Source organism: Thalassotalea insulae (genome assembly GCF_030161395.1).
Taxonomy (GTDB): domain Bacteria; phylum Pseudomonadota; class Gammaproteobacteria; order Enterobacterales; family Alteromonadaceae; genus Thalassotalea_E; species Thalassotalea_E insulae.
Window position 1 is genome coordinate 4,279,895 of record NZ_BSST01000001.1, and the last position, 11,619, is coordinate 4,291,513.

Annotated in this window: 11 protein-coding genes; 2 read left to right on the forward strand and 9 right to left on the reverse strand. The window is 40.5% G+C overall.

Features of this window, described 5'->3' with window-relative positions; translation table 11 throughout:
• Positions 1-26: 26 nt before the first annotated feature.
• On the forward strand, positions 27-1,220 hold the full coding sequence (locus tag QQK06_RS19165) for an alpha/beta hydrolase-fold protein (protein WP_284246441.1): 1,194 nt from the start codon (positions 27-29) through the stop codon (positions 1,218-1,220).
• A gap of 56 nt (positions 1,221-1,276) precedes the next feature.
• Here QQK06_RS19165 and QQK06_RS19170 read toward each other — a convergent pair whose 3' ends face one another.
• From QQK06_RS19170 to QQK06_RS19195, 6 genes are all read right to left on the reverse strand, one after another.
• Entirely contained in the window at positions 1,277-1,576 is a 300-nt protein-coding gene (locus QQK06_RS19170; RefSeq protein ID WP_284246442.1) for a PilZ domain-containing protein, read from the reverse strand.
• Positions 1,577-1,722: 146 nt separating this feature from the next.
• Positions 1,723-5,628, reverse strand: coding sequence for an ATP-dependent RNA helicase HrpA (gene hrpA / locus QQK06_RS19175; protein ID WP_431313668.1), 3,906 nt, complete (start codon positions 5,626-5,628; stop codon positions 1,723-1,725).
• Between the two features lie 128 nt (positions 5,629-5,756).
• On the reverse strand, positions 5,757-6,176 hold the full coding sequence (locus tag QQK06_RS19180; protein ID WP_284246443.1) for a CBS domain-containing protein: 420 nt from the start codon (positions 6,174-6,176) through the stop codon (positions 5,757-5,759).
• Positions 6,177-6,287: 111 nt separating this feature from the next.
• Positions 6,288-7,067 (reverse strand): hypothetical protein, encoded by a 780-nt coding sequence (locus QQK06_RS19185; protein ID WP_284246444.1) that lies wholly within the window; start codon positions 7,065-7,067, stop codon positions 6,288-6,290.
• The gene (locus QQK06_RS19190; protein ID WP_284246446.1) at positions 7,068-7,559 is read right to left on the reverse strand and encodes a CreA family protein; all 492 of its coding nucleotides are present in this window, start codon (positions 7,557-7,559) and stop codon (positions 7,068-7,070) included.
• A complete protein-coding gene (locus QQK06_RS19195; RefSeq protein ID WP_431313651.1) occupies positions 7,552-8,595 on the reverse strand; it encodes an isoaspartyl peptidase/L-asparaginase family protein in 1,044 nt (347 codons plus the stop codon). The genes QQK06_RS19190 and QQK06_RS19195 overlap by 8 nt, the downstream gene beginning before the upstream one ends.
• A 137-nt stretch (positions 8,596-8,732) precedes the next feature.
• On the opposite strand from QQK06_RS19195, the gene QQK06_RS19200 reads away from it, so the two are divergent.
• Positions 8,733-9,539, forward strand: a complete 807-nt coding sequence (locus QQK06_RS19200) for a crotonase/enoyl-CoA hydratase family protein (RefSeq protein ID WP_284246447.1) — start codon at positions 8,733-8,735, stop codon at positions 9,537-9,539.
• A 34-nt stretch (positions 9,540-9,573) separates the two neighbouring features.
• Here the strand turns inward: QQK06_RS19200 and QQK06_RS19205 are convergent, their stop codons facing one another.
• The 3 genes from QQK06_RS19205 to QQK06_RS19215 form a co-directional block, all read right to left on the reverse strand.
• Positions 9,574-10,668, reverse strand: a complete 1,095-nt coding sequence (locus QQK06_RS19205) for an ABC transporter substrate-binding protein (protein ID WP_284246449.1) — start codon at positions 10,666-10,668, stop codon at positions 9,574-9,576.
• Positions 10,669-10,743: 75 nt separating this feature from the next.
• Positions 10,744-11,004 (reverse strand): DUF5062 family protein, encoded by a 261-nt coding sequence (locus QQK06_RS19210; RefSeq protein WP_284246450.1) that lies wholly within the window; start codon positions 11,002-11,004, stop codon positions 10,744-10,746.
• Positions 11,005-11,063: 59 nt separating this feature from the next.
• Positions 11,064-11,609 (reverse strand): DUF3087 family protein, encoded by a 546-nt coding sequence (locus QQK06_RS19215; RefSeq protein ID WP_284246451.1) that lies wholly within the window; start codon positions 11,607-11,609, stop codon positions 11,064-11,066.
• Between the last annotated feature and the right edge of the window lie 10 nt (positions 11,610-11,619).

Sequence of the window (11,619 nt, forward strand, 5' to 3'; positions counted from 1 at the left end):
CATCATCATAGGAGTAAGTTGTAACGATGAAAAAGCTATTATTTCTTCTTTTCACATTAACCACACTGAGTGCATTTTCCGATGATATTGTTATCGGGAAAAAATACAAAATTGAATCAAAAGCTCTTAATGAAAGTCGAGAGTATTGGGTATCTTTACCTAGTTCTTATCGAAAAAATGGCTATAAAAAATATCCGGTTTTGTATTTCACAGATGCAGAGATGAATAGCTTTTTTCACGCTTTCTCTGGTATCGCAAAACAGATGAGCTCTGATGCTAGCCCTCAAATTCCTGAAATGATAGTTGTTGGAGTTGTGAGCCAGAATCGTGTTCGTGATAGCGCACCTACAAAGTCTCTTGTGCAATGGGGTGGAACAGTGACAAATGCGCTAAAAACTACCGGAGGTGCTGATAACTTTTTAACGTTTCTTCAAACAGAACTAGTCCCCAAAATAGAGCAGGATTATCAGACCGCGGATTACAGAATTTTAGCGGGCTATTCATTTACCGGTTTAACGGTTATCCACTCCCTATATCAAACACCGGAATTCTTTAATGCATATATAGCCATTGATCCAAGTCTTTGGTGGGATAATCAATTAATGCTAAAACGTTACACTGAATTCTCGAAAAAAGAACTTAACAAACGCCAGTTGTTTGTTTCAACATCTGATCGTGTACCCTCTTTATATCCTAAGGAAAATTATGTAGCTGAATTCATCCATAAACTAGAGGTATCACCAATTAAAGGCTTAACAGTCCATTCAAAAACTTTTGGTATGGATCAAAACCATCATACAATGCAAATAATGAGTTTTTACTTGGGTTTGAAAAATATTTTTAGTGGTTACATGGTCGATGACGCCATCAGATTTAGACCTGCAGTGGAACTGCAAACGCATTTTAATAAAATTTCAGAACAATTGGGTGTAGATTTAAAGCCTAGAGAGAGCTTAGTAAATTTCTTTGGTTATAACAGGTTATATGACCACCAGTTCCCTACTGATAGCAAGGCCGCAATTGATTTTTTTAAATTAAATACCGATTATTACCCAGATTCTTATAATGCATGGGACAGTCTAGGCGAGGCATATTTGTTTGATAAGCAGTATAAGTTAGCTTCATCTGCTTATGAAAAGTCTCGTGAATTGAACCCGGAAAATAGCAATGCGAAAGAAAAAATTGAAGAAATAACAAAGCATTTAAACTTAGCAGAATAAATAAGGATGGTGTGGCTAAGACGGGAAATTCAGCCTTAGCCTATCAAACAATATCGCTAATCAATCTCAGCGATATTAATACCGATTAAATAACACTCAGAACTTTCTTCGGTGACTCGCACGACTTTGCCTTTAACATCAAGTGGTTGTACTGCGTTACCGGACGAATCAATGGTTACTCTAACGTCTGTATTGAGTTCTATCGGATGCGACATTTCTATTGCCATACCGGTTGCACTTAGGTCTCGACAGGTTGCCGTTAACGTGCTGTTAGCTTCATCGTCAATAATAGTCACTGTGACATCGCTATTTAACATCATACGATAAAAGCTGCGCTTATCATCAAAATTAACCATTACTACTGCTCCAAGTTATATCGATTTGCTGATTCCTAGATCATTTATACGCATTGCCCCAAGACATGTCAAATGCCCTATTTCGACAAAACTTTACTATGAAACCTCTCGTACTAACCACTAATACTCGTTCACAAATACTAATACTATCCCACGATGCTCTTAAGATGATTCTTGATACGTTTGGCCGAAATCGGGTAAGGCGTTTTTAAGTTCTGAGCAAATAATGACACTCGTAATTCTTCCACCATCCAGCGGGTTTCTTCTACCTGAGCGAGTAAGGCTAAATCATGTTTAACTTTGGCTTTTGTTTGCTCAAATAAATCCTGTACTTTCGACAATTCAATCATTTTCAAGCGATCCTGATTCGGATCGATTGGCAGTTTCTCCAATCGTCTGGTCACCGCTTTTAAATATCGCTCAATATCCACTACTCGTTCAAAACCCGATTGGGTAATAAAACCTTTATAAACCAATGAAGATAAATGCTGTTTAATATCGGCATGCGACTGAATGACATTTAACGGCACATTACCTTTAAGCTTTTTATTGATCTCATGAGCCAGTCTCAATACCTGCTCCACATTAATTGCCAGCTCAAGCACGGTATCGGCAATTTCAGCCCTGACGTGTTCACGGCATTGATTAAATGCCGCTTCGTCACGTGGTAATTCCCCTTGTTTGGTAATCAAATACTGACAAGCCGCTAATATGCAGTCATTCAGTAAGTCATTAATTGAACCAAACGGATTAAAATAAAGCCCAAGCTTAGCTTTGTTCGGTAATTTTTGTTGCAGGTATTTAATTGGCGATGGAATATTTAACAAAATCAGCCGGGCAGCACCTGCGATCATCGCTTGCTCAGCCAATACCTGATGCTCAAATAATTCAATCGCAACATTTTGTTTTTTATCTACCAGCGCAGGAAACGCCTTAATGGTCAGGTTCGCGACTTTTTTCTCATAGCTTACCGGTAATTTGGCAAAGTCCCATTCACTGATATCCGCGCGCTCAATGCCTTTATCCGCAACTTTTTGAATCGACGCTTTCACCTTACCTTGAAGCTGCTGTTGTAAGGCTATTAAATCACGCCCCTGCGCCACCGGCTTACCTTTGTCATTAATGATCTTAAAGTTCATTAACAAATGCGGCGGTAATACTATTTGCTGCCAGTCTTCATCAGAAATTCTGACGCCCGTCATCCGTAATAACTGTTTGCCAACCGCCTGTTTGATGGTTAATTCACTCTCGCCAATCGCAGCAAGGCAGGCCTCTGCGTAATTAGGAGCAGGAACAAAATTACGACGCAATGACTTAGGCAAACCTTTAATTAAGGCAACAATTAATTCATAACGCAATGCCGGTATTTGCCAATCAAAACCAAGGTCCTGCACCTGATTCAAAATACCTAATGGAATATGAACACTAACACCATCATCCTCGTCCCCCGGACTAAAGTGATAACTTAAGGCAAAGGTTAAATTCCCTTGCTGCCAGGTATCCGGGTATTCCGCTTTGCTAACTTTACCGCTGTCTTCATTAAGCAAAAATTCACGAGTAAAATTCAGTAATTTAGGCTGTTTTTCCTTGGTCTTTTTCCACCAGGATAAAAAGCTGCGTTGACAAATCACCGACTCAGGAATTTTACTGCTATAAAACTCAAACAGCAGCTCTTCATCGACAAGAAAATCTTTACGGCGCGCTTTTTGTTCGAGCTGCTCGACTTCTTTGACTAAATCACGGTTACGATCAAAGAATGATTCTTTAATGGTGGCATCACCATTAACTAATGCCTCGCGAATAAAAATATCACGACAGGTAGCAGGTTCTATCTGGTTAAAGTTGACTTTGCGCTTGCCAACAATGATCAGGCCATAAAGCGATACCTGCTCAAACGCCATCACCGCCCCCTGCTTTTTCTCCCAATGGGGTTCGCTGTAGCTTTTCTTAACCAGGTGCCCTGCTAATGGCTCAATCCACTGTGGTTCAATTTTCGCCACCATGCGGGCAAATAACCGGCTGGTTTCGACCAACTCGGCCGCCATTAGCCATTTAGGGGGCTTTTTCGCTAATGCCGAACCAGGAAAAACAAAAAACTTTGAGCCACGAGCGCCCTTAAATTCTTTATTTTCATCCTGCTGACCTAAATGACTCAGTAACCCCGAAAGAATCGCCTGATGGATCACGACATGCGCTTGTGAGTTTTCTTCAGTCACCGGCATTGAAGACATCGCAATATTACTATCTTTGAGCGTCAGTTTTAGCTGGCTGTAGATATCCTGCCACTCACGAATACGAATATAAGAAAGAAACTCTTTCTGACACAGCTTTCTGAACTGATTATTTGATAACGCACGCTGCTGTTCATTGATGTAATGCCATAACTGCAAAAAGCTTAAAAAATCAGACTGCTTATCTTTAAAACGGCTATGTTTTTCATCTGCTGCTTGCTGTTTTTCATGCGGACGTTCACGCGGGTCCTGAATGCTTAAGGCACTGACAATAACAAAAATTTGCTCAATACAGCCGGTATCAATCGCGGCTAATGCCATTTTCGCCAGCCGAGGATCAACCGGAAACTTTGCCAGCATCCGGCCAACTTTAGTGAGCTGGCCATGCCCTGCTTGATGACTAATGGCATTAAGCTCTTCCAGTAAACGCACACCGTCATTAATATTACGATTATCTGGCGGCTGAACAAATGGAAATTCAGCAATATTACCTAAATCCAGTGCCAACATTTGCAAAATAACGGTAGCTAAATTGGTACGCAGAATTTCCGGATCGGTAAATTCCGGCCGAGACAGATAATCATCCTCTGAATATAAGCGGATACATACACCTTCAGAAACCCGGCCACAACGCCCCGCCCGTTGATTAGCACTAGCCTGTGAGATCGGTTCAATCGGTAGACGCTGCACTTTAGTACGATAACTATAACGAGAGATCCTCGCAGTGCCGGGGTCGATAACATATTTAATGCCAGGCACGGTCAAACTGGTTTCAGCAACGTTAGTGGCAAGGACAATATTACGGCCGGTATGAGGTTGAAAGATACGGTTTTGTTCCTGCACCGTTAGCCTTGAATATAAGGGCAGAATTTGCGTGTGTTTTAACTTGGCTTTTTCCAGCGCATAAGCAATATCGCGAATTTCCCGCTCACCATTTAAAAATACTAAGATATCGCCCTGACCAAAAGCACTGAGTTCGTCAACCGCCGCTAAAATGCCGCTGATAACATCCGCTTCATCATCATGGTTTTCATTTAATGGTCGATAGAGCATTTCTACCGGATAGGTACGGCCAGACACTTCAATAATTGGCGCAGCTTCACCAGTTGGTGAACAAAAATGCTGAGCAAAACGCTGTGGATCTATGGTCGCTGAGGTAATGATAACTTTTAAATCAGGACGCTTAGGCAATATTTGCTTTAAATAACCTAAGATAAAATCGATATTTAAGCTACGCTCATGAGCTTCATCAATGATGAGTGTGTCGTATTGACGTAACAAGCGATCTTTTTGCATTTCTGCTAATAAGATACCGTCTGTCATTAATTTAATATAACTGTTGTCACTGACCTGATCGGTAAAACGCACCTTATAACCAACCAGCTCGCCTACCTGAGTATTTAATTCTTCAGCAATACGTGAGGCAACGGTTCTTGCAGCTATACGCCGTGGTTGGGTATGGCCTATCATACCCTCTACCCCACGGCCAAGCTCAAGACAAATTTTAGGAATTTGGGTGGTTTTACCCGAGCCAGTTTCACCGGCAATGATCACCACCTGATTTTGTTCAATCGCCCTGGATATTTGCTCAACATTTTGCGAGACCGGCAGTGCCTGCGGATAATCAACATTGAGCGTTCGTGATAACTTATCTTTCTTATGACGAATGGATGCCGTTATTTGCACCGCAAGCTTAGCTAATTGCGTCTGTTGTTTTTCTTGATCAGTAATTTTCTTTATTTGATGGAGGCGTTTTTTAAAGCGAAATTTATCCGCTAACCGGGTGTCGGCTAATTGTGAAAACAGGTGGTCAATAGAAATAAACTGCTTAGGGGAAACGTCTGTAGACAAAATACACTCAAAAAACTATTAAAAAGCGTATTTTATCAAGTCTCCCCGATGAATTCCAAACAATCTAATTGCAAATTAATTATTTAGATCGACAAGTGCTATTTCCCCGCATGGAATGACGCTCTTAAATGAGTATCTAAGGCACGTAAGACATCGTTACGACAAATAGTTCCGAGCAAGTTACCATCGTCATCGACCACAGGGTAAACCTTAGGTTTAGCTTTTAACATGGTTTGCGCTAATTCCACTATACTGTCGTACGGCTTAACAGATAATACATCTTTACGCATTAAATCACTGACATCCTTTGTTTGTTCATTAAAATAAATCGATTTAAGCATAGCGCCCAATACATCACTTTCCGATAAAAAACCGATCAACCTGTGGTTATCATCGATAACTGGACCGCCAATCTGTTTAGTCTTTAAAAAACGTAACGATGCTTCTTCTGCCACCATATCAGGGGTAAAAGTCACAGGATAATGATTCATATATTCTTTTACTTGTATAGATTCCATAGCACAGCCTTTCAACTATTATTATTAATTGCCATCATTCTAACTGTAGACGGATATTTTAATTATTTCCTAAATTTATCAAAATATTGCCTAAGTTTTTCACTCCATTATTTATTGTAGCGTTAAAAATTGATAACTATTTGATCCAGATAATGTTTGTGTTAATTCTTTGACCATACATTTATAGTTAACGCGTAAGTGCGGTTTTAAATGTCGCGTCACTTGCTTTACCGGAATAGACTTTAAATAACTAAACAAGGCTAAACAGTACAAGCTATCATTTTCGGGTAATGCTGCCTGGCGATTAGCCTGTGGGTTATAACAAGAGCCGCAGCCACCTTTAAACTGATAGGCCGTATTCGCAAATATTACGCCAAACCCCATGACACAAGCTAACACTTCGATCGCCTGGGCAATACACTCTTTTCCTCCGGGAGGTAAGACTTTTTGCTGCTGAATAAGCCCAAATGCCAATTGCTGTACATAACTGGCAATCATATCTTGCGGTTGATTGATCTGCTGAGCGCTATAGACAATTGTCAGTGGTCGATTTTCATTTTGAGCAATGACTACATTGGCACCACGCAATCCACCCTCGATGGTAAATTCGGGTATTGCCTGCGGTTGATATTGATGACGCTCAGTTAATTGCAGTGGCCAGCTTTTCATACCGGCATAAATAACACTATGGCGAAAAATGCTATCAGCCATTTGTGCTACACTGGCAACCCTGCCTGGATAAAATTCATTAGTCGGTAAGACTAATTGTGTCTCTTGCCACATCGCTTGACCATCAAAATTGCGTATTGCCCAATCAAACGTATCAAACAGCCAGGCGCGGGTATCATTATCAATCAGCGCCTTGTCACGCGATAAAAAGCCAAACATCATCTAACGCTCACCTGAATAGTTATTTCCCTGGGCAGGCACCTGTGTATTGACCCAGGCCTTAGTACCATAGAGTGGTACAGTAGAAATCGAATGATGATGACTGCCGGAAGACTCTTTCGTTGAATAAGATAAATAAATCAAACTCTGATGCTCATGATCAAAAATACGGCGAACCTTTAAACTCTTAAATAAGATACTTTTAGACTCTTTAAATACCACTTCTCCGTTTTTCGATTTATCAATTGACGCTATTTGCTCGCGACTGATTTCACCCGTTTGTCGGCACGCTATCGACATATCAGATGGGTCAGCAAAATCCAGATCCGCTTCCACATGGCTTATATGACAAGTTACTCCGGGAATTTTGGGATCTTTTTTAGCCACAATCACCACATCTTTAGTGGTAAATAGTCCTAAACTGACTTTACCCACATCATCAGAGCAAGCGCTAACAGATATTGCTGATACTAGGGCCACTACGTATTTATTCATTATCAAAAATTCCTATAAAACTGTCGCCATTAGACGAACGACTCGCACGATACATGCCTTCGCTATTAAACGGCATAGCAATATTACCTTTTGCATCTATGGCAATAACACCACCCGCTCCACCAGCTTTTACTAAAACATCATTAATCACAGTATCAGCGGCCTGCGCTAATGGAATACCTTGATACTGCATCCGGGCACAGATATCTGCGGCGACATGATAACGAATAAAATATTCTCCATGACCTGTTGCCGACACCGCGCAGCTGTCATTATTAGCATAGGTACCTGCCCCAATTATTGGCGAGTCGCCGATACGACCAAAACGCTTAGCTGTCATGCCACCAGTTGAGGTGCCAGCTGTTAAATTTCCTGCTTTGTCCAGTGCCACCGCACCTACGGTGCCTACTTTATATTCTGTTGCTATTGTTTGATGCGCCGCCTGGAAATCTTTTAATTTCTTTTCTTTTTGCGCTAGCTTTTTCTTCACTTTCAGTAATGATTGATAGCGAGCTTCAGTATCAAAATAACTATTATCAACTAATTCCAGTCCTTGCGCTTTGGCAAACTGCGCCGCGCCTTCACCGCTTAACATCACATGAACAGATTGTTCCATTACTTTTTCTGCCAGCGCAATCGGACTTTTCACCGTAGTTATTCCAGAGACTGCCCCCGCATTTAATGTTTTACCATTCATAATAGAAGCGTCTAACTCATGGGCTTCATTAAAGGTATAAACAGCCCCTTTACCCGCATTAAATAGTGGAGACTGTTCTAACACTTGAATTGCCGCTACCACCGCCTGCTGACTGCTAGCCCCTTGTACTAATAACTGATAGCCTGCATTAACCGCTTCTTTGAGCTTATTCTGGTAGCGTGCTCTTTTTTCTTTGGTCATTTTAGCTTTACTGATCGCTCCTGCACCGCCGTGAATCGCAATAGCAAACGGTTGCTCAGTTGCTACTGCTGGCACAGCGGTAAGCAAACTAATGCTCACACATAAAGTAGTAAGTTGAGTAAAAGAAAGTTTCATCATTATCATCCGTTAATTGATTTACAAACAATGTGCAGTAATTAGCACAGCAATTCAAGCCTGACGCAATAATCAGCACTGGACTTATTAATCGAGCTTGTTAAGCTAACAACAGGTCGTACCAGAAAACAATAATTCCTATGAACAACCAACTGTTAAATTTTCAGGTTAAAGAACAAATTGCGTATGTAGAACTTGCAAGGCCAGAAAAACATAACGCGATTAATATGCAACTATTTAATGAATTGGTTGCCACCGGCAAAGTAATCAAAAAAGACCGTGCTATTCGCGCAGTGGTCATTTACGCCCAGGGAGAAAATTTCTGCTCAGGTATCGATATTAAGTCAGTATTTAATTATCCTGCTAATGCGTTAAAATTGCTGTTTAAAATACGCCCCTGGCGAGCCAATAAAGCACAGCGGGTATCAACCATCTGGCGAGAAATCCCGGTGCCAGTGATTTTTGCTATTCACGGCAAATGCTGGGGTGCGGGGCTGCAAATTGCCCTTGGCGGTGACTTTAGAATTGCAGCACCCGATGCCTCCCTATCGATTATGGAAGCACGCTGGGGCCTTATTCCCGATATGGGCGGTAATATCGCATTAAAAGAATTAATGCCAATTGATCAGGCGAAAAAACTAACAATGACCGCACAACAAGTTAATGGCGAGCAGGCATTGGCTCTTGGCTTAATTACTCAACTCGCCGAAGACCCGCTACAACAAGCAAAAGCATTGGCGATAGAATTAATTAGTCAGTCGCCCGATGCAATTGCCGGTTGTAAGAAGCTTTTTAATCAAACCTGGCAACAATCACATGCAATGACACTAGCGAAAGAAAGCTGGTATCAAATAAAAATCTTGCTTGGAAAAAATTATCGGATAAAAGGATATAATCAAAGCCATCCAAAAACAGCCAAGCCATTTTTGCCTCGAAAGCGCTGGTAGCTTCGCAACGATAAAAAACTATGGTTAATGCACATTAGTTTGCTGCAAATGCGCTAACCAAGTTTACAATAGAGAATGCTTGGTGTTGTGGGTGCTGCTGAGTAAATACCGTAAAATCATAATGAGCTAACTCTCTATCAGCCAAGTGTTTAACAAATGCTTGGTAATATGGGGCGGTACTGGGCGCAAAAATATTGATGATTTGATGATGCTGTGCCTCTGGTAAACGCTTATCAGCAATATCTTTTATCATCACCATTGCATAGGCCCCTAAGGTTACGTGACCACCAAAAGAGATATCTAATGGATAGTTAACATCGCCAATATCCCAATTCACACCGCCTATGACCACCGGATAATTCAGCTTGGCTTCATCAACCGCCTGCTTAGCTCCAAATGCCATAGCATCATTTGCTGCCCAGATGATATCGATACGACTGCGTTTTAATAAACCTGTAACTTTTTGATAGGCCTGCTGTTTCGACCAGTTCGCCACAGTGCTATCGAGTAAATACAAAGAGGATGTCTTTGCAAAGGCTTGCTTAAATCCTTGTTCTCTGGCCAATGAAGCCGGTGTGGTAAAATCGCCCTGTAATGCCAATAGATACTTAGGCTGCACTTTGTTATCTGCTGTTTGATCACGGCTAATTTTTTCACTACGCTGTACCAATTGCTGTAATAATTGTTGGCCAACAATGAAATTATCCGGTATCACACTACCTTTAATCACTTGCTTTTCGTGACCTGTTAAGCTGTCAAATTCCTTTTTATTCAAACGATTAAGTAGAAAAAAAATCGAAATATTGTGCCGAGCAAGTTGCCGAACCATATTACTGACGACCCCTTTTTCATTCACCAGTACCACATAATCAGGCTGATAACTGATTAATTTATCCACTAGGGACTTCATCAAAATATGATCACGGCAGGCATACAGAGTAGTCAGTTCAATGGAGAGATCGTCGGCAGCCACTTGCATAAAGTCGCTAACATTACGCCAAAAGTTACCTGTGGTATTTTGTTCAGGATACCCTGGATTTAAAAATACCACTTTTACGCTATCTGCCTGAGCAGATATAGCAACACTAAGCACTGCCAGCAGCAATAAACAGCGCAAATAGTTTCGCATAACACTCACTTATTATTCACTGATAGCTATAACTATAGCCTATTACTCTTTAGCTACCGTGGCTAATGAATCCGCTTATTTCAATAGAGGATGATCATCTGGCAATTGTTTCGCTATCCATAATGCCAATTTATGCTTCATGCTTAATAAATCTTCTTGATCGGCAGGTAACGGATGGATCAACTTATCATTAACGAGCAAGCGATAAAGCGCTTCAATTTTTTCTTTCGCTGCATTTGTTGCAGAAAAACCACTATAACCACGGTTTTTCGCGTAAGTTTCACCTATCTGGATGGCTTTTTTTAACAACGCCGATTCATTCTTCAATTTTTTCATTAAACATCTCTTTGATAAGGTATTCAGACATAACTGAAGTACCTGATTTAGCTATAAGATTAATATACATTGAGCATGGTTTTATTAAATGGTTGACCGTTAACATCAATGTTGTTTCTTTCTATTAGGTCGATTAATTGTTGATGCTCCTTGGTAACCTTAGTTAGGGTTAAGGTATTATCATCAAGTAAATACACTTGTTTCAATGAAGCATAATAATAATTCAAAATAATCATCGCATTAACATCATTATTTTCAAAAGCAGCTACTTTAATTTTTTTCAATTTACGATAAATTAAATTCTGTACTTGCTTTGCCTGCCAAACATAATAGATTTCTTTAAAATATGCATGCGATTTCAGACTATGTAAAATTGCCGCACAAGCAAGTAATGCCAGCATCACACCAAGAAAGTTATATTTAAAATTGCTGCTGGTTTCTCCGGTCCCATCAGCCATTATTACATTGACCCCTTGTTCGGAAAACAAACTGATCAGTACACTACTAAAGCCTAAGGATAACAACGCAAAAACTAAAATAAAGCCGATAATCACGCGATTTAGATGTTGCCGATAACGTGTTTTATTTATTTCTTCTAACTGCATAACTTCACTA

Bases quoted from the DNA above. Each gene is read 5' to 3' on its own strand.
- QQK06_RS19195 (WP_431313651.1), bottom strand. From the start codon at position 8,595: ATGATGAAACTTTCTTTTACTCAACTTACTACTTTATGTGTGAGCATT.
- QQK06_RS19165 (WP_284246441.1), top strand. From the start codon at position 27: ATGAAAAAGCTATTATTTCTTCTTTTCACATTAACCACACTGAGTGCA.
- QQK06_RS19185 (WP_284246444.1), bottom strand. From the start codon at position 7,067: ATGATGTTTGGCTTTTTATCGCGTGACAAGGCGCTGATTGATAATGAT.
- QQK06_RS19205 (WP_284246449.1), bottom strand. From the start codon at position 10,668: ATGCGAAACTATTTGCGCTGTTTATTGCTGCTGGCAGTGCTTAGTGTT.
- QQK06_RS19200 (WP_284246447.1), top strand. From the start codon at position 8,733: ATGAACAACCAACTGTTAAATTTTCAGGTTAAAGAACAAATTGCGTAT.
- QQK06_RS19215 (WP_284246451.1), bottom strand. From the start codon at position 11,609: ATGCAGTTAGAAGAAATAAATAAAACACGTTATCGGCAACATCTAAAT.
- QQK06_RS19190 (WP_284246446.1), bottom strand. From the start codon at position 7,559: ATGAATAAATACGTAGTGGCCCTAGTATCAGCAATATCTGTTAGCGCT.
- QQK06_RS19180 (WP_284246443.1), bottom strand. From the start codon at position 6,176: ATGGAATCTATACAAGTAAAAGAATATATGAATCATTATCCTGTGACT.
- QQK06_RS19170 (WP_284246442.1), bottom strand. From the start codon at position 1,576: ATGGTTAATTTTGATGATAAGCGCAGCTTTTATCGTATGATGTTAAAT.
- QQK06_RS19210 (WP_284246450.1), bottom strand. From the start codon at position 11,004: ATGAAAAAATTGAAGAATGAATCGGCGTTGTTAAAAAAAGCCATCCAG.